Source organism: Rhizobium sp. R635, from assembly GCF_002211285.1.
Classification (GTDB): Bacteria; Pseudomonadota; Alphaproteobacteria; order Rhizobiales; family Rhizobiaceae; genus Rhizobium.
The window spans coordinates 93,260-118,451 of sequence record NZ_LOKX01000006.1 but is presented as its reverse complement, the minus strand read 5'-3'; the positions used below and the strand labels follow the sequence as shown (position 1 = coordinate 118,451).

Genomic DNA, 25,192 nt, shown 5'->3' with positions numbered 1-25,192 from the left:
CCTCTTCGACGGCATGTTCATACTGTGTTGCAACCTTCTTCTACTCCCCCTAACATGCACCTGCTTCGATAGCCTGCTATCGGGCACCCGAAACGTGTTGAGGGCGGTTTGCGAGAGATGCGGGTCTTTGCTTTCCTGGCCGCGAACAAAAACTGTTGCGGACAGCGCGCATTGCAGCGCCGCGCATCTTTTCAGACGCGCAAAGGCCGCGGCAACACCTTCGATCGATTTCGGTTTGAGCAATTTCACCATAGCGCATGCGAGATGGCGCAATAGATGAAGCTCGTTGCGCTGTTCTTTCCCAAGGCCTCGATCGGCACCTATCTCGTCGCCATGGCGGTGGCGATCGCACTGCCGATCTTCGCCTTCGTGGCGCTGCTTCTGCTGCAGCTGGAAGACAACCAGCGCTCGGCGCTGAAACGCGAGACGGCCCAGGATGCTGTCGCCCTTTCACGCATCATCGACCGCCAGCTTCAGGATATGGCGACGACGCTGCGGCTGCTGTCGAGCTCGCCGGAGCTCGAAAACGGCAATCTCGCCGCCTTTCACGAGCGCACGGAAACGGCCTTGCGGGATAATACGCTGTTCGTCATCGCCGTCGACCGCAGCGGCCAGCAACTCTTGAACACGCGCCGAGCCTTCGGCACGCCGCTCGGCAAGGTGGCAAACATGCCTGCGCTCGAATCGGCCATGACCTCCGGCCGCATCGAGGCTTCCGATGTCTTCCGCGGCCAGATCAGCGGCGACTGGGTCTATAACGTCACCCTGCCCCGTGCGAACGATCCCGTCGCAGCCCTCATCATCACGCAGGATGCCAAGGATCTGGGGAGGCTCGTGACGACCGAAGGCCTGGCCCCCGGCTGGTCGGCCGCCATCATCGACCAGAGCGGCCACGTGGTCGCTGCCACCGGCCCGGCTAACCTCGAACCCGGCACGCCCTTTGATCCGCGCATCCTGCCGGCGCTCGGCACCTTCCGAGGCGTCTTCGAGGACGAGACGGTCCTGCCGCACATGCTCCTCGGTTATGCCCAGATTCCAGGCTGGTCCTGGAAGACGGTGATCTGGGGGCCGGTCGCCCAGGCTTCGATCCTGAGCACATGGCGTTTCCTCATCATCGGCGGCGTCGCCCTCGTACTCGTCGCCGTGCTGGCCGCCTATGCCGTCGCAAGGCAGGTCCGCACCACCATCCGCGAGATCGCCGACATGGCGAACCGCATGGGCGAAGGCCATATCGTCTCACCGGTCGAGACCAGCGTCATCGAGGCGAACCAGGTGGCGATCGCCCTTTCGAATGCCTCCTTCGATCGCAGCCAGACCGAGGACCGGCTGCGTTTCGTCATGCACGAACTCGTCCACCGCACCAAGAATCTTCTGACCCTTGCCCAGGCCATGATGCGCCAGCTCGCCAAACAGGCCGACAGCGTCGAGAGCTTCCAGGCCGCCGTCGCCGATCGCCTCGAGGGACTGGTGCGCTCAATCGAGCTGCTGACCAGCGAGCAGTGGGGAGGCGTGTCGCTGCGGCGCGTCGTCGATATCCACCTGCAGGCTTTCCCGCATGCGCGCGAACAGATCGATGTCAGCGGTGAAGATTTCGTCCTGAAGCCGGATGCGGTGCAGAATCTCGGCCTTGCCTTGCATGAACTCGCCACCAATTCGGTGAAATACGGTGCGCTCTCCGTGCCGCAGGGCCGTGTCCGGTTCGAATGGCGGGAGGCGAGGGAGGAAGACAAACCGGAGGCCCTGCTCCGCTTTACCTGGGAGGAGCGCGGCGGCCCTCCGGTCGCAGAGCCATCGCGCTCGGGCTTCGGCACGACGGTGATCAAGGCCCATGCCGCCGCGGCCTTCCGCGGTACTGTGGAGGTCGATTTCCGGCCCGAAGGCCTGGTGTGGGTGCTGACGGCGCAGCGCGCCACGCTGGAGCGGGACTAACGTCTAGCCAGGAACAATCGCCACTTCCACCCGTTTCGGACAGGTCGTTCCAAAGGAGAAAGACCATGTTCAAGCAAACCATGATCACAGCCGCGGCACTGACGGCGGCTGTCTGGGCAGGCCCGGCCGGCGCGGAAAACTATGTCACGCTTGGCCGCCTGGTCTGCGGATCGGATGGCGGCCAGGGCCTGATCATCACCTCACAGAAGAACCTGATTTGCACGTATACCCCGGCATCAGGCGGCGCCAAGGCGGTCTATGCCGGCAAGATCGAGAAGTTCGGGCTCGATATCGGCCAGACCGGCAAGAGCGTGATGATCTGGCAGGTGCTGGCGAAGACCGGCACGGATGTTCCGCAATTCGCGCTTGCCGGCGAATATTACGGTGTCGGCGCGGATGCGAGCATCGGCGCGGGCGCCGGCGCCAAGGTAATCGCCGGCGGCACCAACAAGGCCTTCATGCTGCAGCCGTTGAATGTCCAGGCTCAGGAAGGGCTGAACCTCGCGATCGGCGTCGAAAAGATGACGCTCGTGCCGGGCGAGGTATGAGGAAAAGCCCTGGCTCCGCGATGATCGAGGCCGGCATGGCCCATGATATCAAGCCTGAGTCGAACAGCCGCCCGAGGGCGGCTGTATCTGCGTCGATCAATGCGCGATCGCCTTGTTGATATCCTCGGTCATTTTCTTGGCATCGCCGAGCAGCATCATCGTGCCGTCCTTGTAGAACAGCGTATTGTCGATGCCGGCATAACCCGAGCCGAGCGAGCGCTTGACGAACAGGCAGGTCTTGGCCCGGTCGACGTCGAGGATCGGCATGCCGTAGATCGGCGAGGTCTTGTCGTCGCGCGCCGCCGGATTGGTGACGTCGTTGGCGCCGATGACATAGGCGACGTCGGCCTGGGCGAATTCTGAATTGATGTCCTCGAGCTCGAAGACCTCGTCATAGGGAACATTGGCTTCGGCCAGCAGCACATTCATATGGCCGGGCATGCGGCCTGCGACCGGATGGATCGCATATTTCACTTCGACGCCGTTCTTCTTCAGATTGTCGGCAAGTTCGCGCAGCGCATGCTGTGCCTGAGCGACAGCCATGCCGTATCCCGGCACGATGATCACCTTCGAAGCATTCGCCATCAGATAGGCCGCATCCTCGGCCGAGCCGAGCTTCACCGTCTTGTCTGACGTGTCAGGCCCGCCCGACGCCGTCTCGCCACCGAAACCGCCGAGAATGACGGAGACGAAGGAGCGGTTCATGCCCTTGCACATGATGTAGGAAAGGATGGCGCCGGAAGAACCGACGAGCGCGCCGGTGATGATCAGCGCCAGATTGCCAAGGGTGAAGCCGATGCCGGCCGCAGCCCATCCGGAATAGGAGTTCAGCATCGAGACAACGACGGGCATGTCGGCCCCGCCGATCGGCACGATCAGCAGGACACCGAGCGCCAGCGACAGCGCCACGACGGCCCAGAAGTCGAAATGGCTTTCGGTCGCGGCAAGGCCGATGATGAAGAGCACGATCAGCACCAGCAGCGCCGCGTTGATCAGATGCCGGTAGGGCAGCAGGATCGGCTTGCCGGACATGCGCCCGTCGAGCTTCAGGAAGGCAATGATCGAGCCGGTGAAGGTGAGCGCCCCGATCGCCACGCCAAGCGCCATTTCGATGCGCGCCTCGGTGTGGATCTGGCCGATCTCGCCGATCCCGAAGGAGGCGGGCGTATAGAGCGCTGAGGCCGCCACCAGCACGGCGGCAAGGCCGACCAGTGAATGGAAGCCGGCGACGAGCTGCGGCATCGAGGTCATCGGAATGGTGCGGGCGACATAGGCGCCGACGCTGCCGCCGATGGCAAGGCCGAGGACGATCAGCACGAAGCCGCCGAAATTAGGCGTCGCCAGCACCAGCGTCGTCAGGATGGCGATCCCCATGCCGACCATGCCGTAGAGATTGCCCTTGCGGCTGGTGGCCGGATGGGAGAGGCCGCGGAGCGCCAGAATGAAGAGAACGCCGGAGACGAGGTAAAGGAAGGCTGCAATATTGGTCATCGATCCCTCACCTGTCCTTCTTGCGGTACATCGCCAGCATGCGCTGCGTGACCAGGAAGCCGCCGAAGATGTTCACCGAGACCAGCACGAGGGCGACGAAGCCGAAGCCGGTCGCAAGCCCGCTCGTGGAAATGCCGACCGCCAGAAGGGCGCCGACGACGATGACGGAGGAAATCGCATTGGTGACCGCCATCAGCGGCGTGTGCAGCGCCGGCGTCACCGACCAGACGACGTAATAGCCGACGAAGATCGACAAGACGAAGATCGCCAGTTGGAAGACGAAGGGATCGATCGCCCCGCCGGTCGCAGCGCTTGCCGCTTCGGGTGCATGCGCAGCTGCGGTGGCAACGGCCGTCACCGCGTCGTTCAGCTGCTCCAGCGCCCTGTCCATTGCTTCACTGGCCATCACATGTCTCCCTTCTTCGCGCCGCCGAAGGCGGGATGAACCACATCGCCGGCATAGGTCAGCATCGTCGCCTTGACGAGTTCGTCGTCGAGGTTGACGACGACCGTCTTCGTTTCCTTGTTGACCATGGTCTCGAGGAAGGTGACGAGGTTCTTGGCATAGAGCGCCGAGGCGCTGGCCGCGACCCGGCCTGGCATGTTGGCGAAGCCGATCACCCTGACGCCCTCGACATCGGCGACCTCGCCGGCAACGACGCCTTCGATATTGCCGCCGCGCTCGACCGCGAGGTCGACGGCGACCGCACCCGGCTTCATCGAGGAAAGCATGGCGCGCGAGACGAGCCGCGGCGCCGGCCGGCCGGGAATGAGAGCCGTGGTGATGACGATATCCTGCTTGGCGATGTGTTCGGCGACGAGCGCCGCCTGCTTCGCCTGATAGTCCGTCGACATTTCCTTGGCGTAACCGCCGGCCGTTTCCGCCGCCTTGAACTCCTCGTCCTCGATGGCGATGAACTTGGCGCCGAGCGAGGCGACCTGCTCCTTGGCGGCAGGGCGCACATCGGTGGCCGAGACCGCGGCGCCGAGACGCCGCGCGGTGGCGATCGCCTGCAGGCCGGCAACACCGGCGCCCATGACAAAGACCTTGGCGGCCGGCACCGTGCCTGCCGCCGTCATCATCATCGGCATGGCGCGGTCATAGACCGCCGCCGCCTCGATGACGGCCTGGTAGCCGGCAAGATTGGCCTGAGAGGAGAGCACGTCCATCGACTGGGCACGGGTGATGCGCGGCATCAGCTCCATGGCGAAAGCCGAAAGCCCGGCGCTTGCGAGCGCCGCGATCGCCTCGTCATTGCCGTAGGGGTCCATGATGGCGATGACGACGGCGCCGCTCTTGTAGCCCGCGATTTCCGATGGGCTCGGGCGGCGCACCTTCAGCACCACGTCGGCGGAGGCGGCATCGGCGAAACTGCCGATTCTCGCGCCGACGGCCTCGAACTCGGCGTCCGGAATGCGCGAAGCCGCACCGGCGCCGGCTTCGACGATGATATCGAAGCCGAAACTCTTCATCTTCTTCACGGTCTCGGCAGAGGCCGCAACACGCGTCTCCCCGTCCGTGATTTCCCTTGCAACGAAAACAATATTGCCCAACTGCCCCCTCCTCCGGGTCAGCCAGACCGCCGCAGGCTCGCCTGCGCAGGCCAAGCACCTAATTCACAAAGCTTCGGAGAAGCGTCCCCTTGGAGCGCCGCGCGTCCCCCCGGACACACAAAGACGCTCCAACTCCCAGAATCGACGCGATCAGCGCAGCAGGAAGATGCCGGCGGCGAGAAGAATGATGAAAACGAAGAGGCCGCCGAGAAGACCGGCGCCGCCGAAGAAACCGGCGGTCATCGCGAGCAGGAGAGCGACGAGAAGCATCGTGCCGTATTTCGTGCCGGCAATGAACATGTTGTAGGTCTGCTCATGTTCCTTGTAATCCATCGGCGCGCCGGTCTCGACCGGTCCGGTATGATGTTCGGCCATGAATATCGTCTCCCTGAAATGCTTTTGCGCTGCCTGATTCCCTCTTGGCCGAGGGAAGTCCCTGCCTGCAGGAATTACACAATGACAGGCGAAAGCGCAATGCATGAGAATGCCGCAGCCGCGGGTTCCAAACCACCTTCTCCCGCGAGGAAAAAAGCGTGAGGGCGACGGCTGCGGATATTGTCACCCCCTGTCCTCTCCGCATTCGGAGAGCAGGGGAAATCACAGCGGCAGGTCGGTGCCGAGTTCGCCTGGCGGCACGAAGCGCGCCGTCGGAATGATGGTGAGCGGCGGCAGCGTGTCGTTGGGGTTGCGCGAAAACATCATTCGCTGCTCGCTGGCGCTGGAGATGAAGAAGGGATAGCGCGTCAACAGCTTGCGCCCGACCTCGATCACATTCGTCGCCATCAGCGTCATGTCGATCCCGTAATTCTTCGCCAGCCGGCCGGGCACGACCGTATCGGCATAGAAGACCCGCTTGTAGAAAGCGGCATGCGGAGGCCGGACGAACTGAAGAACGCGGTCCGCGCGGAAATAAGCCGCCGCGACGATCGTCGGCCTCAGCGTCAGGTAGGGAACCCACGGCATATCGGCGGTCAGTTCCGGATCGGCGGCAAAACGCGCCGGATCGATCAAAGTCAGACCTGCATCCAGAAGTTCATCCATCGCCTCGGGAAAGGCGCCGCCGGACTGACTGAGGCGATGCTCAGGTGTCACATAATGAACCCGGATCGTGCTGACCAGCTCACCATAATAATACAGGCCGAAGATATACGCATGACTGTCGAAATCGCTGTCATCGAGCAGCCCTTTCGGGGCCAGCGCCAGCACGTCATGGGCCTTGTAAGCCTTGTAGCGCAGCCGCTCCACCTCTTCCATGTCTTCGCTGCTTTCGACCCGGCGATATTCGACATGGTCCAGAATTTCCAGGATTTTGGTGCTGAAATCGCTTCGCTTGAACAGTGACTCTGACATTCTCTTGATCCGCTCGTTAACGGATCATTAATCATACGCCAGCAACGTTTACGCAAGTAGTTCTGGTATTCTTCGCCGAATACGATTTATTAAGGTTAATATCGCGCAAGATTTTCAGCGGGAAGACTTGCCGTCCGAGGGCGGTCAGGCGACCTTGTGACGGCGGCGCTGCACGGCGCGGCGGCCGGCGCCCTGCTGCAGCAGGGCGATGTTCTGGGAAGGCACCGGCTGCGAGAAAACATAGCCCTGCACGAGATCGGTGCTGCGGTGCTTGTTGAGCAGCGCGAGCTGCTCTTCGGTCTCGACACCCTCGATGACGATCTTCAGGCCGAGCTCGCGAGCCAGATGGACCGTGCCGCGCAGAAGCTTCAGGCGGCGGTTATCCTCGACGATGTTGCGAACGAAGGAGCGATCGATTTTGACGATATCGAGCGGCAGCGTGTCGAGATAGCTGAGGCTGGAGAAGCCGGTGCCGAAATCGTCGATGGCGATGGTAATGCCGCGGCTCCTGAGCTCCGCCAGGATGGCGCGCACGGCCTGCGGCTCGTCGATCAGGCAGCTTTCGGTGACTTCGAGATGCAGCCGCGCCGCATCGAGGCCGGAATGGGCAAGCGCATCGGCGACCACCTGGAGAATGTCGGCATCGCGCAGGTCCCGCGCCGAAAGATTGACCGAGACGGCGATATGATCAGGCCAGTTCATGCATTCGCTGCAGGCCTTGAACAGCACGAAGCGGGTAATGTCGGAAATGATGCCCATATCCTCGGCAAGCCGGATGAAGACGTCGGGCGGTATGGAGCCCTTCTCCGGATGCACCCAGCGCGCCAGGGCCTCGGCGCATTCGATCCGCGAGCCATCGGCCCGGAACATCGGCTGGAAGACCAGATGCAGCGCCTGCGCCGAAACCGCCTCGCGCAGGTCCGCCTTCAGCTTCTGCTGCTCGATATAGCGGCCGTCCATTTCCCGCTCGAAGCCCGATATGCCGCCCTTGAGGCGCGACTTGCTTTCGAAGAGCGCGAGATCCGCCTTGACGCTCCATTCGTCCAGCGCAAAGGCGGTGCTTTCGAGGATCGCATAGCCGGCGCTGAGCGAAACGAGAAAGGTCAGCTCATCGACCTCGTAATGGCCCTGGATCGCGGCATGGACGCGGCGGATCTCGAGATCGAGCGAGGTGGGCTCCTTCGCATGCGGGAAGAACAGGATGAACTGGTCTCCCATCAGCCGGCCGAGAACGGCGTTGCCGCAGGCCTGCTTGATGCGGGCGGCGATGGCGCAAAGCAGATGGTCGCCGGTGACGTGGCCACGCATGTCGTTGACATGCTTGAACTCGTCGATATCGAGCACCATGAAGCCGAGCGGGCCGGATTTTCTCGGATGTTTGGCGAGATATTCCTGCACGAGCTGGCCAAAATACTCCCGGTTCGGCAAGCCGGTCAGCGCATCGAAGCGGACCATGTGCATGATCTTCTGCTCCGCCTTCACCCGGCTCGACACGTCCTCGAAGATCAGCACGGCGCCGCCGTCGGCCCTGCGGCTGGCGGAGAATTCGAGCGACAGGCCTTCCGGGAAATGGATGAGCGTGCGCGACAGGTTGCCTTCCGCCACCTGGGTGAGCTGGCGCAGGATGAGCTCCGGCTGCGAAGCATCCATGAAGCTGTGGCGCGCGCCATAGCGCAGCACGGCGCCGAGGTCGCGGTCCTTCAGCCGCTCGGGAGCGCCGATCTTCAGAAGCTCGCAGGCCTTGCGATTGACGACCTGGATGCGGTTTTCGGCATCGACCATGACGAGGCCGTGCGGCATGTTGTTGAGCGCCGTATCGAAACGGTCGGCGATGATGGTGATTTCCCGGCGCGCGATGACATTCTCATAGAGGAACTCGCGCACGCCGTTCGCCATGGCCCGCGTCGTCAGCCAGAAGGGAATGAGGAAGATCGACAGCACGCCGCGATAGAAATCCATCGCCAGCAGGCTGCAGACGATCATCGGCAGACAGCAGGAGAATGTCTGGAGATCGACGGCAAGGCGCGATCCGTAGTTGCGGCCGACGACGGAGACCATGGTCGCCATGGTGACGGATATGCAGGCGAGCTCCGCAAAGGAATCGTGCACGACGAAGATCGCATAGCCGCTGGCGAAGCCGAGAAGCGCCGTGGTGCAGGCAGCACCAGCCACGAGAATCCGCTCCCAGCGCTCGATGTCGGCGCGCGACAGCCTCTCCTTGTCGACGCGATCGAATTGCCGGAAGATCGCCATGCGGGCGCTGAAGACCAGGAGGAAGGCGAGCGACAGCAGGATGTAGATGGAATACTGCGTCTTGGCGGCAACTGCGAGGCATGTCGCGATATGGACGATCACGCCGGCAAGAAGCGTCATGCGATTCCCGGAAAGGGAACTCACAAACGACAGATACACATCTAAAGGGACCCTGTTCGGGTTATCTGGCTTCATCCACACTTTCCCTGTGCGCGGGGATTCTAAGGCCAACCCTTTAAAAATTGATTTCAATCGAATCAAACATTTGGTCAAATTTTCTAAAACCAGAGGACGAACACCACATCCTGCGCGAGATAATGCATCCTTTCGGCGAGATTACTGAAATAATTTATCCACGCCTGGGTTGTCCAAATATCCGCTGATCGCGCGATCCGGCCGTCTCGGCTAAGACTATACTCCAACGGGAGGCATTTATCCTTCCAATTTCAAAGGCTGTGGTCTACATCGATTGCAAAGAAGGAAAACTGCCGGAAAACCGGCAGGATAAAAACAAAGGGGAGCGAATGTCGGCACTTCTGGCAGTCAGCCGGTTGATCGACTCGATCAGTCGGATCATGGGCAAATTTTCCGAATATATGGTCCTGTTCTGCTGTCTGATCAGCGCCGGAAACGCCATCGTCCGCTATGCCTTCAATTACAGTTCGAACGGCTGGCTCGAGATCCAATGGTATCTCTTCGCCTTCATCGTCATGCTCGGCGCTTCGCATGCGCTGAACAACAACGAGCATGTCCGGGTCGATCTGATCTATGGCGCGGCTTCCGACAGGGCAAAGATCTGGATCGACATCTTCGGGCTCCTCCTCTTCCTCATTCCCACCTGCATTTTCCTAACCTGGGTCTGCTGGCCCTTCTTTGCGCTCTCCTATCGGCAGGGGGAAATATCGGGCAATGCCGGCGGATTGATCCGCTGGCCCGTTAAGCTGATCCTCGTCGCCGGTTTCGCACTGCTTTCTCTCCAGGGCGTTTCCGAGCTCATCAAGCGGATCGCAGCGCTCACCGGCCGCATCAGCATCAACACCACATACGAAAAGCCGCTGCAGTAAAGCGGACCGGGAGGAACGGATTTGTTTGACTTCGGTATCATCCCGCCGGCGATGTTCCTGGGCATGGTCGTCTTCATGCTCTATGGCTTTCCGGTCGCCTTTTCGCTCGCCGCGGTCGGCCTGTTCTTCGGCATCATCGGCATCGTCACCGGCCATTTCAGCGAAGCCTTCGTGCACAATTTGCCGCTGCGCTTCTTCGGCATCCTTTCCAACGACCTGCTGCTCGCCATCCCCTTCTTCACCTTCATGGGCGCGGTGTTGGAGCGCTGCGGGCTTGCCGAGGATCTGCTCGAAGGCACCGGCAAGCTCTTCGGCGGCATTCCCGGCGGCCTGGCCTATGCCGTCATCCTCGTCGGCGCCGTCCTCGGCGCGATCACCGGCACGGTGGCCGCCTCCGTCATCACCATGGGGGTGATCTCGCTGCCGATCATGCTGCGCTACGGCTACAGCCCGCGCCTTGCCACCGGCGTCATCGCCGCCTCGGGCACGATCACCCAGGTGATCCCGCCCTCCCTCGTGCTCGTCGTTCTCGCCGACCAGCTCGGCCGCTCGGTCGGCGACATGTATCTCGGCGCGATCGGCCCCTCGATCCTGCAGGTGACGATCTTCGTGCTCTTCATCCTGGTGATGTCGGTCATCCGGCCGAAATCGATGCCGCCGCTGCCGAAAGAGGTGCGCGGCGACTTCAACTGGGCGCTGCTGGCAAAGGTGCTGATGGGCATGGTGCCCTCGATCGTGCTGATCTTCCTCGTGCTCGGCACGATCTTCATGGGCCTTGCCACGCCGACGGAAGCAGGCGCGCTCGGCGTCGTCGGCGCCATGGCGCTGGCAGCCTTGAACCGCCGCCTCACCTGGCCGCTGATCCGCGAGGCGATGACCTCGACCACGCACATCACATCGATGGTGGTGATGATCCTGATCGGCTCCACCTGTTTCAGCCTGGTCTTCCAGGGCATGGATGGGTCGCGCTGGATCGAGCACATGCTCTCGGGGATTCCCGGCGGCCCGGTCGGCTTTCTGATCTTCGTCAACATCTTCATTTTCGTGCTCGCCTTCTTCCTCGATTTCTTCGAGATCGCCTTCATCGTCATACCGATGCTGGCCCCGGTCGCCTCCAGCCTCGGCATCGACCTGATCTGGTTTGGCGTGCTGATCTGCGTCAACATGCAGACGAGCTTCATGCATCCGCCCTTCGGCTTCGCGCTCTTCTACCTGCGCTCGATCGCCGGCAAGGAGGTCAAGACCTCGGATATCTACATGGGCGCGCTCCCCTGGGTCGGCATGCAGCTCATTCTCGTCGCGATCGTGATCTTCTGGCCGCAATCGGTCACCTACTGGCTGGACCGCGGCCCGAAGGTGGACCCGAACACGATCAAGATCGAAGTCCCCGGCTTCGGCGGTCAGCTCGGCCTGCCGCCGGTGGGTGGCGGCAACGGCTCGCCGCAGATCCCGGGCCTCACCCTGCCGCCGCTGAACGGCCTGCCAGGAACAACGCCGGCGCCCGGCAAATAGCGCGGAAAAGAAAACCCCCGGACCGAAATGAACTGACCCCCGAAAGTTGGACACCCAACTTCGGGGGTTTTTCATCAGCCGAAATTGAACGCTGGCGAAAAGCTTAGAGCTTGCCGGCCCGCTGCTGGATCATCATGAACGTATCGAAGGTGTATTCCGAAAGCTGCATCCAGAGATACGCATCCCGCTTGAAGGCGGTCTGGTCCTCGTAGATCTTCTTGAAATACTGGTTCGTGGCGGAGATTTCGCCGTAGATGCCGGTCGCCGCCTGGAAGCAGGCTTCCATGATCTCCTGGCTGAACGGACGCAGAGTCGCGCCTTCGGCAACCAGCTGCTTCAGCGCCGTCGGGTTCTTCATGTCGTATTTCGCCAGCATGTTGGTGTTGGCGAAGGCGCAGGCGTCGGTGAGCGCTGCCTGATAGTGCTTCGGCAGGTTGCTCCATTTTTCGAGATTGAAGAAGGCGTGCACCGTCGGGCCACCTTCCCACCAGCCCGGGTAATAGTAGTATTTCGCCACTTTATGGAAGCCGAGCTTCAGGTCGTCATAGGGGCCGACGAATTCAGCCGCATCGATCGTGCCCTTTTCGAGCGCCGGATAGATGTCGCCGCCGGCGATCTGCTGCGGGACGACGCCGACCTTCTCCATGATGCGTCCGGCAAGGCCGGCGATGCGCATCTTGACGCCCTTCAGATCGTCGAGCGTGTTGATTTCCTTACGGAACCAGCCGCCCATCTGCGCCCCGGTATTGCCGGCCGGCAGGGCATACATGCCCTGGGTGGCGTAGAACTCGTTCATCAGCTTGTTGCCGTTGCCCTCGAAGAACCAGGCATTGGTCAGGCGGCTATTCAGCCCGAAGGGAATGGCCGTTCCGAAGGCATAGGCCGGGTCCTTGCCGACGAAATAATAGGACGTGGTGTGCGCTGCCTCGACCGTGCCGGCGGCTACCGCATCCACGGCCTGCAGGCCGGGCACGATTTCACCGGCTGCGAAAGGCTGGATCGTGAAATTGCCGTCGGTAGCGGCGGCGACATGTTTCGATATGTCCTCGGCGCCGCCATAGATCGTGTCCAGGCTCTTCGGAAACGACGACGTCATGCGCCATGCGATCTTCGGATTTTCCTGCGCGATCGCAGGCGCTGCCAATGCCGTTGCGGCAACCGCTCCGGCGCCGGCGGTCCCCGCCTTCTTGAAAAACGAACGACGATCCATCAAAAACCTCCCATATAGATGGCACTGCGCGGTGATCTTCACCCCTACCCGCAGCGAGGGCAGAGCTAAGCATGGCGAAGGCCGCGATTCAAGCTTTAGTCTATTAGCCTTTGGCATCAAGACGACAATAAGACAAGCCGAGCACATCAATCAAAATCAGCAGCTTAGCGGCAGATCGGGCGGGCGCCCAAACCGCTTCCGCCGCAATTTGGCCATCGGATACGGCCAAGCGTTGACTTGCCGGCCGTTCTGACGGCAAAACGGCAAACAGAAAGCTTTCACCGGGCCGAACATGACGAAACCGATCGTTGCCATCCCCGCCGATATCCGCAGCTTCGACGGCGCCACCTGGCATGCCGTGCAGCATCAATATCTCCGTGCCGCGTTGAATGCGGCCGGCGTCACGGCCTTCATCATTCCAGCCTTCGAGGAAGGTTACGACACCGACGCGATCCTCGACCGCGTCGACGGCCTTCTGGTTTCCGGCTCGGCCAGCAACGTGCATCCCTCCCTCTACGGCGCCGAGGCCACCGAAAGGGATGGCCCCTTCGACCCCGCCCGCGACGCCACCAGCCTGCCGCTCATCCGCCGCGCCATCGAGCGCGCCATCCCTCTGCTTGCCATTTGCCGCGGCATCCAGGAACTGAACGTCGCTCTCGGCGGTTCGCTCGCAAGCGAGATACAGGAACAGCCCGGCATGTGGGATCACCGCCGGCCGGACGGCGTCGACCGCGACGGCATGTACGCCATTCGCCAGACTGTCCACATCAAGGAGGGCTCCTGCATTGCAGGCATTCTCGGCCCGGGTGAAGTCCGCGTGAATTCGCTCCATCGCCAGGCGATCGCCAGGACGGCGCCCCGCCTGCAGGTGGAAGCCATCGCCGAAGACGGCACGGTCGAAGCGGTCTCCGTCGTCGATGCCAAGGCCTTTGCCGTCGGCGTGCAATGGCATCCGGAATACTGGGCCGAAACCGACAAGCCCTCGAACCAGCTCTTCGCCGCCTTCGGCGATGCCGTTCGCACCTATGCCGCCGGCAAGCTGCCGACGGTTTCGGCGCAGGCGACCGCCTAGCGCGTCCTTCGTGCGGCCGAAAGGACGCGTAGCGCTCTAAGCCTTCTGCGGCGTCTCCGGCACCGGCGTCAGCGCCGACCCCTTCTCGAACCAGGCGATCAGATTGTCGGCGACGAGATCCGCCATGGCATTGCGCGTCGGCACCGACGCCGAGGCGACATGCGGCAGCAGCACGGCATTCTCGGCCGCAAGCAAATCGGCCGGCACGATCGGCTCCTCGTAAAAGACGTCGAGACCCGCTGCCCCGAGCGCGCCGGATGCCAGCGCAGCGCCGAGCGCCTCCTCGTCCACCGTCCAGCCACGGCCGACATTGACGAGAATACCGTCCGAACCGAGGGCGGCCAGAATATCGGCATTGATCGTCTTATGCGTCTGCGGCGTCTTCGGAACGATGGCGATCAGCGTATCCACCGCTTCCGCCAGTCCCTTCAGTGTCGGGTAATAGTCGTAGGATACGTCCGCATGGCGCGATCGGGTGTGGTAGCTGATCTTCACCTTGAACGGCTCCAGCCGCTTGGCGATTTCGAGCCCGATGCGGCCGAGGCCGTAGAGCCCGACATGGCGGCCCTTGAGCGAGAAGCGTGACAGCGGATAGGCCGCGCCGGGCTTCCAATTGCCGTCACGCAGCCAGGCTTCGGCCCGCGGCAACTCGCGGATCGTGTTCAAGAGCAGGCCGATCGTCGTGTCGGCGACCTCGTCGTTCAGAACATCAGGCGTATTGGTGACGATGATGCCCTTTTCGGCGGCACGCTTCACATCCATGCCGTCGTAACCGACGCCGAAGCTGGCGATCACCTCGACATTCGGCAGCTGGTCCATCCAGGTGCCGGGAAAAGCGCCGGAGACCGCGACGCCGCGAATGCGGCCGGCGGTCTCGCCGTCGAGAGCAAGCCTTTCCCCGCGTGGGACGGCGACAATCTCAAAACGATCCTTCAGCCTTTCGAGAACACGATCGTGTATCTTCCCGGGAACGAGAATGGCGATGCGGGACATGGCTTTTCCTCTTGGGTGACGGTCTTGGTTCAGTCGCGGGGGCGATGGGGACTGGTGGACTGGCGAATGCGCATTTCCGGCTTGATGAGATGCATGCCGTCGGGCTCATGGCTGCCGGCAAGACGATCGAGCAGCGCGCGGGCGGCCAGGCGGCCGACCTCGGTCTGGCCGTTCCAGACGGTCGTCAGCGCCGGGGTGGCGATCGAGGCCTCCTCAAGATCGTCATAACCGGTGACGGAAATGTCTCGGCCCGGCACCAGGCCGGCGCGCGCAATACCGTTCATCAACCCAATCGCGACGAGATCGTTCCAGCAGACGGCCGCCGTCGGCTTCTGCGGCAGCGAGAGGAAATGCACCGCGGCCTCGAACCCGCCCTGTTTCGAGCGCGGGCCGGGAATGCGCAGGTTCGGATCGACCTCGATGCCCGCCTTGCGCAGCGCATTGACATAGCCCTGGTAACGGTCGCGGCCGGTGGATGTCTGGTCCGTGCCGCCGATCATGGCGATCGAGCGATGGCCGAGGCCGATCAGGTGGTTGGTGGCAAGCGAAATGCCGTAACTGTCGTCGCCGCGATAGGTCGGCAGGTCCTGCCCTTCCATCGAGCGGGCGACCAGGATCGCGGGCATACCGTTTTCTTCCGCCAGCTGCACGTCCTCAGGCGGCGTGCCGATCGCCGGCGACATGATGACGCCGTCGCCGCCGAGCTGCAGAAGCGTCTCGATGAAGGTGCGCTGCTTCTCGACGTTGTCGTAATGGTTGGACAGGATGAAGGTGTGGCGGCTGCGATCGAGCTCGCTTTCGATCGCTTTCAGGATCTCGCCGTAGAAGGGGTTCATGATGTCGTGCACGACGACGCCGATGATGCCGGAACGCGAGGTGCGAAGGCTGGCGGCGCGGCGATTGTAGATATAGCCGAGCGCGCGCGCCTGCTCCTTGATCTTCTCCCGCGTATTGCCGGCAACGAGCGGACTGTCGCGTAAGGCGAGCGATACGGTCGCCGTTGAAATGCCGAGCGTTTCGGCGATTGTCGAAAGCTTGATCTTCTGGGCCACGTGTCCTCCTCCAGGCAGCACGCAAGACAGCAAGACCGCACCGGCAAACCGGCACGGTCCCTTAAAATGTTTAATTAAAAGATTTAACCGGCGGAAGCAATTCGTCTTTCAGGAGAAATTTCAGTCTTCGTCCGGTTCTTCGATATGAAGGGCTTCGGCCTGCAGATTGGCATCGATCGCCTTCAGCAGCCGGACGAGATTGCGGATTTCCTTTTCGGAAAATTCCAGCGTCGCCAGCCTGTCGCAGGCGGAAGCCGCCATCTCGATCGCCTCCACGCTGTCACGGCCAAGCGGGGTGAGGTAGACCTTGGTGAGGCGCGCATCCTCGGCATCGGGCTTGCGCTCCAGGAAACCCTGCGCCTCCATGCGGCCGATGGTGCGCGTCATCGTCGGCGCCTTGACGCCGAGCTTCTGGGCGAGGCCGCCGGCCGTCATGCCGTCGCTTTCGGCAAGCGAGAGGATGACGCCGTCCTGGCCGGCATAAAGCCCGCTTTCCAGCAGGTTGCGCGAAAGCACCGTGCGCATGGAACGAGCCGCCTGGGTCAGCGCCGGAGAAAGGTCGACGAGCGTATACTCGGTCTGGTCCTTCTTCTTGGACTTGTTCTTCTTGCCGTCCTTGTGCTTCTTTCCCATAGCCATCCCTTTGATCTTTAAGCCCTGGCGCCGCTGCGATATGACATTGCCCAGGATCTCGTCATAAACAAGAGGCAACCACAGGATGATGACGCCTTCGCCCCGCTTCGAGGGCCGCGACCCGGCCCCTCACCGGCGTCACCCGATCGCCGTGCTGCCGCTCGGCGCCCATGAGCAGCACGGCCCTCACCTGCCCTTCGAGACCGACACTCTGATTGCCGAAGGCATCGCCGGGCGATTGAAGGCGGCCCTGCCCGCCGGCCTCGCCGTCACCTTTCTGCCCGCCGAATCGGTCGGCTACTCCATAGAGCATATGGATGTTGAAGGAACGAAGACGCTCGCCTTCGACGAAGCGGTCAACCGCTGGCTCGCCGTCGCCGAAGGGCTGGCGAAGCAGGGGACCCGCAAATTCGTGATGCTGAACGCCCATGGCGGCAATTCGCCTCTGATGACGATCGTCGCGACCGAGGCGCGGGTCCGCTTTGCCATGCTGGCGGTGGCGACGAGCTGGACCCGCTTCGGGTTGCCCGATGGCGTGATCGCGCCGGAAGAAAAGGCGATCGGCATCCATGGCGGCGATATCGAGACCTCGGTGATGCTGGCGCTTCATCCTGATAAGGTCGATATGGCGAAGGCAAAGGATTTTCCCTCGCGGCAGACGGAATTCGCCGCTCGCTTCAAGCACCTGCGCGCCTACGGTCCGCACGCCTTCGGTTGGCAAATGTCCGATCTCAATGGATCGGGCGTCGCAGGCAATGCCGCGGCCGCAACGGCTGAAAAGGGCGAGGCGCTGATTGCGCATGCGGTGAAGGGACTGGTGGAATTGCTGGAGGATGTCGATGCCTTCGACGTCAGCGCGCTCCGTTGAGGAGGGATCATCTGTATCGGGCGGCGACGTGATCTTATAACATATAAAATCCTTTGAACTGCCGTGCCCATGCCATTATATGAGACCAACCGTTCAAGCAGCCGATCCCCAGCCGTTCGGCCGCACGCCTAATCCTAGAGGTTCTCATGACCGACGCGATCTCCACACAGAAGCCCATTCCCGTCACCGTGCTCACCGGTTATCTCGGCGCCGGCAAGACGACGCTGCTCAACCGCATCCTCTCCGAAAACCACGGTAAGAAATATGCGGTCATCGTCAACGAGTTCGGCGAAATCGGCATCGACAACGATCTGATCGTCGAGTCCGACGAGGAGATCTACGAGATGAACAACGGCTGCGTCTGTTGCACGGTGCGCGGCGACCTGATCCGCGTCGTCGAAGGCCTGATGCGCCGCCCCGGCCGTTTCGACGGCATCATCGTCGAGACCACGGGCCTTGCCGATCCCGTGCCGGTCGCTCAGACTTTCTTCATGGACGACGACGTGCGCGCCAAGACCGAGCTCGACGCCGTCATCGCCCTCGTCGACGCCAAGCACCTGCCGCTGCGCCTGAAGGACAGCCGCGAGGCCGAAGACCAGATCGCCTTCGCCGACGTCGTCGTCATCAACAAGAGCGACCTCGTAACCCCGGACGAACTTGACGTGATCGAAGACATCGTCCGCGCCATCAACCCGGCCGCCCGCGTCTACAAGACCAGCCGCTCCGGCGTCGATCTCGCCCGCGTGCTCGATCAGGGCGCCTTCAACCTGGAGCGCGCGCTCGAAAACGATCCGCATTTCCTGGAACACGGCCATGACGACCACGTCTGCGGTCCGGATTGCGATCATCATCACCACGATCATGATCACGACCACCACCATCATGGCCATGATCACGATCATCATGGGCACGACCATCATCATGGCGCGATGTCGGCGATCCATGATGTGACGGTGCAGTCGGTGTCGCTGCGCGGCGGCGAGATGAACCCGGAGCGCTTCTTTCCGTGGATTCAGAAGGTCACCCAGGTGCAGGGCCCGAACATTCTTCGCCTCAAGGGCATCATCGCCTTCAAGGACGACCCTCAGCGTTACGTCGTCCAGGGCGTGCACATGATCATCGAGGGCGATCACCAGCGTCCGTGGAAGGACGGCGAGAAGCATGAAAGCCGTCTCGTCTTCATCGGCCGCGATCTCGACCGTGAAAAGCTCGAGTCTTCCTTCAAGGCCTGCGAGGCAGCCGCCTGATGCCGACAGTTGCACCGCTTGATCTCGACGGCCACGTTCTGGCCGTCGAATTTTTAGGTGATGTTCCCTTCTTCGCAAGCGCCAACGGCACGTTTCACCGGCTGGACGGCGGCGAGAGGGTTTCAGAAGCCCATCAGGGCATGCTCACCGCGATCCGCGATCCCTACAGCGAAAGCCTGATCTCGGGCGGTGAAGACGGCAAGGTCCTGCGCATTACAGCCGATGGCAGCGTCAGCGAGCTCGCGACCGCCCCGCGCAAATGGATCTCGCAGGTCGCGGCCGGCCCGCAGGGCGCCATCGCCTATTCCTACGGCAAGAGTTCGCTCGTGCGCCTTGCCGACGGCACGACCAAGGAATTCCCGGAGGAGCGCACCGTCGAAGGCCTTGCCTTCGCGCCGAAGGGTCTGCGCATCGCGGCTGCCCGTTACAACGGCGTGTCGCTGCATTGGGTCGGCATGAGCGCCAAACCGGTCGATCTCGAATGGAAGGGCGCGCATACGGCCGTCACCTTCTCGCCCGATGGCAATTTCCTCGTCACCTCGATGCAGGAAAACGCCCTGCATGGCTGGAAACTCGACAGCAAACCCGGCGCGGAAGCCCGGCACATGCGCATGACCGGCTATCCCTCCAAGGTGAAATCCCTCTCCTGGTCGGTCAAGGGCAAATGGCTCGCCTCCTCGGGCGCGCCGGCTGCCATCGTCTGGCCGTTCCAGGGCAAGGACGGTCCGATGGGCAAGGCGCCGTTGGAGCTCGGCACCCGCGCCAACGTCATGGCGACCTCGGTGAAGTTCCATCCGCTGGAGGATATCCTCGCCATCGGCTTCATCGACGGCATGATCCTCGCCGTGCGCGTTGCCGACAACAAGGAAGCGCTGCTGCGCCGCCCCGGCAAGGGCGCGATCACCGCGATGAGCTGGAGCAAGGACGGCAAGCTGCTTGCCTTCGCCTCGGAAGCCGGCGATTGCGGTGTCGTCGACATTTCGGCTTGAGGCCGCGTTGTCGGCAATGGATGGCGCCTTGACGGAACCCGAACTCGTAACGCTCGGCGCCGGCAACGAGGAAAGAGAGCCCGACGTGCTCTATCATTGGCGCCGTCTTCCCAAACCGACGCTCAGCCTGAAACCGCCCGGCTAGAAGATCGGGCTTGCCAAATGCCTTGGCCGGGCGAAACATGAAACCCACGCAGCGACCGCTGAGCGGTGACTGACAGAGGAAACGTCAATGCCGAAATCGACCGGCCTCGGTCTGGCCGAGCAACAGCCGCAGTCCTTGGGCGGCGTATCCGTCTGGGCCGTGATCCGCGCCGAGGCGGGCGAGCTTGCGGCGCGCGAGCCGATATTGCAGCGGCTGCTTGCCGAGCAGGTGACGGACGCGGCCGGCAGCCGTGAAATTCTTGCCCGTGTGCTGGCCGCGCGGCTCTCGGTGGCGCACGTTGAAGCGGGCGATCTGTTCGATCTCATCCTGTCCACGCTTGATGACGATATCATGCGGAAAGTCGAGGCCGATCTCGCCGCCGTGCGCGAGCGCGACCCGGCCTGCACGACATTTCTGCACGCGCTTCTAAACCTCAAGGGCTTTCATGCGCTGCAGACACATCGCATCGCCCATGCGCTCTGGAGCGCCGGCCGCCCGGAGATTGCCACCTGGCTCGCCAATCTCGCCTCGCTGGTCTTCGGTCCGGATATCCATCCGGCAGCACGGATCGGCGCTTCCATCATGCTCGACCATGGCTCGGGCATCGTTATCGGCGAAACGGCTGTGATCGAGGACGAAGTATCGATCCTGCAGAACGTCACGCTCGGCGGTACCGGCAAAGAAACGGGCGACCGTCATCCGAAAATCCGCCACGGCGTCATGATCGGCGCCGGCGCCAAGATCCTCGGCAATATCGAAATCGGCGCCTTCAGCAAAATCGCCGCCGGCAGTGTCGTGCTGAAGCCGGTTCCCGAACATTGCACGGTCGCCGGCGTTCCGGCCACTGTCGTGCGCATCCACCGCGGCGATGAGATCCCGGCCGAGACGATGGATCAGAATATTTAGAGCCAATCCTCCGATCGATGATCGATTGCGATGTGACGACGGATCTCGAATGTCGGCGGAGACGACAAGTATTCGACTTGCGGCTTCGACCTCAAACTATCTCCGCTCGACCGTCAAAACCATCGGCATGGCCCAAGTGGCCTCAGGAATCGGCCAACGTAGCAATTTGACGTTGTCATCCTCGACCTGCGCCTCCCATCGCGCATGAAATTTCTGGCTATACCCGTTCAGCCGGACGCTACGGTGCGCGAGGGGTCCGCCGTCGAGGTTAAGGGCTACCTTGAGATCCAGCGGCGACGCCTTCAAAAATTCCGCCAACCGATCGAGAGAAAAGAACGCCTCCTTCGTCGTGCCGATCACGATGCGACCTGAGCCATCCCTAGCGACAAAGGTTCGATTGGCCAGCCAGCGGCTTTTCACATTCACATGAGTCTGACCATCGTCGCCGATCAGGAGCGGATAAGAAACCATCGCATTGGTCGCCCCGGCAAAGGCGCTTCCCCAATCTTGATGGGTCAGGTCACGGATGTCGGCGGAGGCAGCGTCCGCGACGAAGGCGCCGGCCTTCGCATCATACTGCTGGGGACCCATCGCTACACCCTCACTGATGAAGGGCGTGTCGGGCCGGCCATGCATGTCGTAGTAGCTGCCGTTGACGATCAGCACGGCCTGGGGCAAGGCATGCTCCCATTCGTCAATGCCCCTATCGCCCCTGTGCGCATTGTGGACGACGAAGCGGAAGCGCGTGGGATCGATCCTGCTGACGAAAATGCGATCGACTTCGCGACCATCGGCAAGCACCGGCAGCTCCGCCACCTCGAAGCCAACCTCAGGTTCTTGCCAGACCAGCGCCCCCGGCTGCGCGGCCGGGACTGGGCTCTTCAGCGCCAGTTGCATCGAGGCCGACAGCCGCTCATCGTCAGGCTTCACGGTGATCCAGTAGGTTCCGCCACGGCGCAATATCGTGTTGAACCCATAAACGCCGGCGACCTGCCAAAGCCAACCGGCACCGACAACAATCATAACGACCAAAGCTGCGGCCAGCCCGAATAGGAGCTTGCGAATTACCGACATCAAAATTCTCTATAAGCAAATAGTTAGGTTCAGTATGCGACGCGGTGCGTTCGCCCTGCGCAAATGCGATTTCAAGTGAGGCTTTTCTACGACGTCCAAATACATCAACGGCGGCCCCTGAGGCTTCGCCGATAAGTACGGCCCTTAGGCAGCCTGCTGATTTTCTCCGAAGGCTTCAACCCGATTGCGCCCTTCGCGCTTCGAGCGATAAAGCGCCTCATCGGCCTTGTGCACGAGCCGTTCGAACTCTCCGCCGCTTTCCCGTGCGGCGACCCCGACGCTCAGCGTCGGGAAGACGGCGAGATCCGGCCGCTGCATGACGGCGGCGGCGAAGTCGAGACGGAGGCGCTCGGCAATCGCCACCGCATCTTCCCGGGAGACATTTTTCAGCACCGCCAGGAATTCGTCCCCGCCTTGCCGGGCGAGCAGATCGCCTGAGCGCATGATGCCTCTCGAAACGTCGGCGAAGAGCCGCAGGATCTCGTCGCCGGCAGCGTGGCCATGCCTGTCGTTCAGCTGCTTGAAATGGTCGATGTCGATGATCAGCAGCGATATCGGCTGAGAAACGAAAGCGGGCACGTGCTGGGCAAGACCGCCCCGATTGAGCGCGCCGGTCAGCGGATCGTGATGAGCGAGTTCCATCAGCTGATTTCGGCTGCGCTCGGCCGCCATCAGCACCATGGCCATACTGCGCAGCATGACGAAAGCGACCGCCGACACCGCCATCCAGCTATGAACCGCACTGCCGCCGAAGGGATCCGGGCCGCCGATGTCACCGGTCGCCGCAAGAATGCTGCGGACCGCAAAGATCATGGCGGTGCAGACATAGAGGCCGACGAGCAGACCGGCTGAATAGAGCTTCTCGCGGCGGACGATGCTCATCGCCTCCCGTGCGACGGCAAGATCGCAGAAGCAGCAGATGACGGAGACGTAAAGAAGCCTTGCCGAGACCGCCGAGGGATCGCTGACGATCAGCAGGACGGGAACGCTGACGAGAAAGATGGCAAGCCAGAAAATGCGCTGGTCGAGAACCCGTCCTGAAAAGATGCGCACGGCAAAAAACATCAGCATATAGCCTGCGATGGTCACGACATTACCGCCGTCGACCGAGACCGCGTAGGGAACGAAATTGCGCAGCGCGACGAGGAAGGAGCCGACGCCGACGAAGAGGTTGCTCAAGCCCCACCAAAGCGGCCACCTCTCGAAGCGGCCAGTTGCATAGGCTGCAAGCTGGAGAATGCCCAGCACGAAGCAGCTCACGGCAACAATGAAATAGATCGTCCTGAGATCCAGCAGCATGGGGCTTTCCGAGGTTCTGGTTGCGGAACCTACAGCAAGCATTTTGCGGTTTGATTGGAGCCTTCGTTAAAAATTGAACGATCGCCGGATTTTGCGCGTCTGAAACGGCGCGGCGCTGGAATCAAGCGGCCCGCACCGTGCCGATGATATCAGCCAGCAGACCGTGCAGCAGGTCCCGATAGCCGTTTCGGGCCGAGGGGCCACTCTCTTCCGAGGTCATGACGACAGTCAGATCGAGCGACGGCACGATGTAGAGCATCTGCCCGCCATAACCCCAGGCGAAATGCACCCGCTCGCCACCGATCTCACGCGTGAACCAGCCATAGCCATATTCGTCGCCGGAGAAGCGTGAATTGGTTCGGTGTTGCCACGATTGCACGATCCAGTCGGCAGGCACCACCTGCACTCCGTCCGCCGTGCGCCCGCCATTGCGATAGAGCTCGCCGAAGGCAAGCAGGGAGCGGGCGCTCATCGCCATCTGGTTGCCGCCGAGATAGATCCCCTGCGGGTCGCGCTCCCATGCGCCGATGCGGAAACCCTCGACCGGGCCGAGCCATTCGCGGGCGAGCGCCAGGGTCGACCGGCCGCTGACCTTGGTCAGAATGGCCGAAAGCAGATGCGTGGACGCGGTGGAATAGAGCATCTCCCCGCCGGGCTGATCGACGAAGGGCTGCGAGAGCGCAAAGCGCACCCAGTTACGCGAGGAGACCCAGCGGCCGTAGTTCGCCCCCGACATGCGGCCGAGCCCTGTCTGCATCGAGAGGAGGTTGCCGATGGTGATGTCGTTGAGGCGCGCATCGGGCGATGAGGGAAGATCGGCCTTCAGGATCGGTGCGATCTTCTGGTCCGGCCCATCCAGCAGTCCTTTGCCGATCGCAATGCCGACAAGCGCCGAAATGATCGATTTCGAAGCGGATTTGATATTGGTCGATTCCGACGGGGAATGACCCCGGAAGCCGCGTTCGGCAAGCACGCGTCCGTCACGGGCCACGATCACCGTCTTGAGCGGCCGCAGCGCCGGATCGCTCGCCGCCTGGTCGAGGCGCGGACCAAGCCGAGCGGCGGACGCCGTGCTCTGGGCCGACGCCGGGCCCGTTGCGACAAGCGACAGGCACAGGAAAAAGAGACATGGGATAAGGCGGATCATGCGGCGCAAGATAGGATATCGCCGCGATATGTGCGCGTGCCGGCAGCACTTTTCACGCGATTGTGTCTGCTGGTGAGCCGATCACGGCTCACGCTTTGGCATGGATGGCAATCCGCGCCGCAACCACGGCAGGCCCGCCTGCCTGCATGATCAGCGGCGCGGATATTGCCGGCCGGGGGGAAGATTTCCCACCCGCCCGGCAGGCGCGCAGCATCAAGCTGCGCGGCGAACCGCCGCGCTGGCCAGCATGCGCCCCGAAGGGACGATCATGCCGGCCGCGCCGTCAAGCCAACCTTCCGTGAGCTCGAGCGCGAGAAAGCGCGAGCGTTCGAACGGACCCGGCATGACAAGGTGACGAGCCTTTTCGGCAAAGAACCCGAAACGCTCGTAATAGGCTGCATCGCCGACGAGCAGGACGGCGCCATGTCCGCGGTTCTTCGCTTCGAGGATCGCCGCCCGCATCAGCGCAGAGCCGATGCCCTTGCCGCCGTGACGGGAATCGACGGCGAGCGGGCCGAGCAGCAGCGCGTTGATCGGCGTGCCCTCCGCATTGACGCCGGCCTCGATGTTCCAGAGCCGCACCGAGCCGATGAGATGGCCGTCGCGATCACGCGCGACGAGCGCAAGACCCTCGGCCGGAACGCGGTTGCGGCGGATCTTCTCGGACGACTTCTTCCGGCGGCCCGGACCCATGACGCGGTCGAGCAGGTTTTCGCGGGCAACGACGTCCGAAGGATTTTCGGCATCGATGGTGAAGGTGGTGGGCGCAAAAAATGCGCGGACAGAATCAAGAACAGCGGCCATCTTGGCCTCCCGTACCCAATACCGTTATCAGCGGCGATGAAGGAAAATTGTG

23 protein-coding genes and 1 pseudogene are annotated in these 25,192 nt (G+C 62.4%); 10 read left to right on the top strand and 14 right to left on the bottom strand.

Annotated features, from left to right (window positions below):
• Positions 1-276 precede the first annotated feature (276 nt).
• Positions 277-1,929 (top strand): sensor histidine kinase, encoded by a 1,653-nt coding sequence (locus ATY78_RS07390; protein WP_088681694.1) that lies wholly within the window; start codon positions 277-279, stop codon positions 1,927-1,929.
• A gap of 65 nt (positions 1,930-1,994) precedes the next feature.
• Entirely contained in the window at positions 1,995-2,477 is a 483-nt protein-coding gene (locus ATY78_RS07385) for a DUF992 domain-containing protein (RefSeq protein ID WP_088681693.1), read from the top strand.
• Positions 2,478-2,573: 96 nt separating this feature from the next.
• Here ATY78_RS07385 and ATY78_RS07380 read toward each other — a convergent pair whose 3' ends face one another.
• From ATY78_RS07380 to ATY78_RS07355, 6 genes are all read right to left on the bottom strand, one after another.
• Positions 2,574-3,968, bottom strand: a complete 1,395-nt coding sequence (locus ATY78_RS07380) for an NAD(P)(+) transhydrogenase (Re/Si-specific) subunit beta (RefSeq protein ID WP_088681692.1) — start codon at positions 3,966-3,968, stop codon at positions 2,574-2,576.
• A gap of 7 nt (positions 3,969-3,975) precedes the next feature.
• A complete protein-coding gene (locus ATY78_RS07375; RefSeq protein WP_088681691.1) occupies positions 3,976-4,374 on the bottom strand; it encodes a proton-translocating transhydrogenase family protein in 399 nt (132 codons plus the stop codon).
• The gene (locus tag ATY78_RS07370; protein WP_088681690.1) at positions 4,374-5,522 is read right to left on the bottom strand and encodes a Re/Si-specific NAD(P)(+) transhydrogenase subunit alpha; all 1,149 of its coding nucleotides are present in this window, start codon (positions 5,520-5,522) and stop codon (positions 4,374-4,376) included. The genes ATY78_RS07375 and ATY78_RS07370 overlap by 1 nt, the downstream gene beginning before the upstream one ends.
• 150 nt (positions 5,523-5,672) lie before the next feature.
• Positions 5,673-5,897: an aa3-type cytochrome c oxidase subunit IV gene (locus ATY78_RS07365; RefSeq protein WP_088681689.1), complete on the bottom strand. Its 225-nt coding sequence runs from the start codon at positions 5,895-5,897 to the stop codon at positions 5,673-5,675.
• Positions 5,898-6,119: 222 nt separating this feature from the next.
• A complete protein-coding gene (locus ATY78_RS07360) occupies positions 6,120-6,872 on the bottom strand; it encodes a hypothetical protein (RefSeq protein ID WP_088681688.1) in 753 nt (250 codons plus the stop codon).
• A gap of 144 nt (positions 6,873-7,016) precedes the next feature.
• Positions 7,017-9,320: an EAL domain-containing protein gene (locus ATY78_RS07355; protein ID WP_088681687.1), complete on the bottom strand. Its 2,304-nt coding sequence runs from the start codon at positions 9,318-9,320 to the stop codon at positions 7,017-7,019.
• 329 nt (positions 9,321-9,649) lie between these two features.
• On the opposite strand from ATY78_RS07355, the gene ATY78_RS07350 reads away from it, so the two are divergent.
• Positions 9,650-10,189 carry a TRAP transporter small permease subunit gene (locus tag ATY78_RS07350; protein ID WP_088681686.1) on the top strand — a complete coding sequence of 180 codons (540 nt, stop codon included), beginning with the start codon at positions 9,650-9,652 and terminating at the stop codon, positions 10,187-10,189.
• Positions 10,190-10,210: 21 nt separating this feature from the next.
• Entirely contained in the window at positions 10,211-11,701 is a 1,491-nt protein-coding gene (locus tag ATY78_RS07345; protein ID WP_088681685.1) for a TRAP transporter large permease subunit, read from the top strand.
• A gap of 103 nt (positions 11,702-11,804) precedes the next feature.
• On the opposite strand, the gene ATY78_RS07340 is transcribed toward ATY78_RS07345, so the two are convergent.
• Positions 11,805-12,911 (bottom strand): TRAP transporter substrate-binding protein, encoded by a 1,107-nt coding sequence (locus tag ATY78_RS07340; RefSeq protein ID WP_088681684.1) that lies wholly within the window; start codon positions 12,909-12,911, stop codon positions 11,805-11,807.
• 292 nt (positions 12,912-13,203) lie between these two features.
• Between ATY78_RS07340 and ATY78_RS07335 the strand changes: the two genes are divergently transcribed.
• Complete coding sequence (locus tag ATY78_RS07335; RefSeq protein WP_088681683.1) at positions 13,204-13,983, top strand: gamma-glutamyl-gamma-aminobutyrate hydrolase family protein; 780 nt, start codon at positions 13,204-13,206, stop codon at positions 13,981-13,983.
• A 36-nt stretch (positions 13,984-14,019) separates the two neighbouring features.
• Here ATY78_RS07335 and ATY78_RS07330 read toward each other — a convergent pair whose 3' ends face one another.
• The 3 genes from ATY78_RS07330 to ATY78_RS07320 form a co-directional block, all read right to left on the bottom strand.
• Positions 14,020-14,976 (bottom strand): 2-hydroxyacid dehydrogenase, encoded by a 957-nt coding sequence (locus tag ATY78_RS07330; RefSeq protein ID WP_088681682.1) that lies wholly within the window; start codon positions 14,974-14,976, stop codon positions 14,020-14,022.
• Positions 14,977-15,005: 29 nt separating this feature from the next.
• On the bottom strand, positions 15,006-16,028 hold the full coding sequence (locus ATY78_RS07325) for a LacI family DNA-binding transcriptional regulator (protein WP_088681681.1): 1,023 nt from the start codon (positions 16,026-16,028) through the stop codon (positions 15,006-15,008).
• Positions 16,029-16,148: 120 nt separating this feature from the next.
• Complete coding sequence (locus ATY78_RS07320) at positions 16,149-16,661, bottom strand: MarR family transcriptional regulator (protein ID WP_088681680.1); 513 nt, start codon at positions 16,659-16,661, stop codon at positions 16,149-16,151.
• An 85-nt stretch (positions 16,662-16,746) separates the two neighbouring features.
• Between ATY78_RS07320 and ATY78_RS07315 the strand changes: the two genes are divergently transcribed.
• The 5 genes and pseudogenes from ATY78_RS07315 (at position 16,747) to cysE (ending at position 20,816) form a co-directional block, all read left to right on the top strand.
• Positions 16,747-17,529 carry a creatininase family protein gene (locus tag ATY78_RS07315; protein WP_088681679.1) on the top strand — a complete coding sequence of 261 codons (783 nt, stop codon included), beginning with the start codon at positions 16,747-16,749 and terminating at the stop codon, positions 17,527-17,529.
• Positions 17,530-17,675: 146 nt separating this feature from the next.
• Entirely contained in the window at positions 17,676-18,776 is a 1,101-nt protein-coding gene (locus ATY78_RS07310; RefSeq protein WP_088681678.1) for a GTP-binding protein, read from the top strand.
• Positions 18,776-19,765, top strand: a complete 990-nt coding sequence (locus ATY78_RS07305; protein WP_088681677.1) for a WD40 repeat domain-containing protein — start codon at positions 18,776-18,778, stop codon at positions 19,763-19,765. The genes ATY78_RS07310 and ATY78_RS07305 overlap by 1 nt, the downstream gene beginning before the upstream one ends.
• Positions 19,766-19,814: 49 nt before the next feature.
• Positions 19,815-19,910: pseudogene (locus ATY78_RS07300) on the top strand (GNAT family N-acetyltransferase); the annotation flags it as partial.
• A gap of 87 nt (positions 19,911-19,997) precedes the next feature.
• Positions 19,998-20,816, top strand: coding sequence for a serine O-acetyltransferase (gene cysE, locus ATY78_RS07295; protein ID WP_088681676.1), 819 nt, complete (start codon positions 19,998-20,000; stop codon positions 20,814-20,816).
• A 96-nt stretch (positions 20,817-20,912) separates the two neighbouring features.
• Here the strand turns inward: cysE and ATY78_RS07290 are convergent, their stop codons facing one another.
• The 4 genes from ATY78_RS07290 to ATY78_RS07275 form a co-directional block, all read right to left on the bottom strand.
• Positions 20,913-21,890 carry a phosphodiester glycosidase family protein gene (locus tag ATY78_RS07290; RefSeq protein WP_088681675.1) on the bottom strand — a complete coding sequence of 326 codons (978 nt, stop codon included), beginning with the start codon at positions 21,888-21,890 and terminating at the stop codon, positions 20,913-20,915.
• A gap of 144 nt (positions 21,891-22,034) precedes the next feature.
• Positions 22,035-23,189 (bottom strand): GGDEF domain-containing protein, encoded by a 1,155-nt coding sequence (locus ATY78_RS07285; RefSeq protein ID WP_088681674.1) that lies wholly within the window; start codon positions 23,187-23,189, stop codon positions 22,035-22,037.
• Positions 23,190-23,310: 121 nt separating this feature from the next.
• On the bottom strand, positions 23,311-24,336 hold the full coding sequence (locus ATY78_RS07280) for a serine hydrolase (protein WP_088681673.1): 1,026 nt from the start codon (positions 24,334-24,336) through the stop codon (positions 23,311-23,313).
• A 213-nt stretch (positions 24,337-24,549) separates the two neighbouring features.
• Positions 24,550-25,140: an N-acetyltransferase gene (locus ATY78_RS07275; protein ID WP_088681672.1), complete on the bottom strand. Its 591-nt coding sequence runs from the start codon at positions 25,138-25,140 to the stop codon at positions 24,550-24,552.
• Positions 25,141-25,192: the final 52 nt, after the last annotated feature.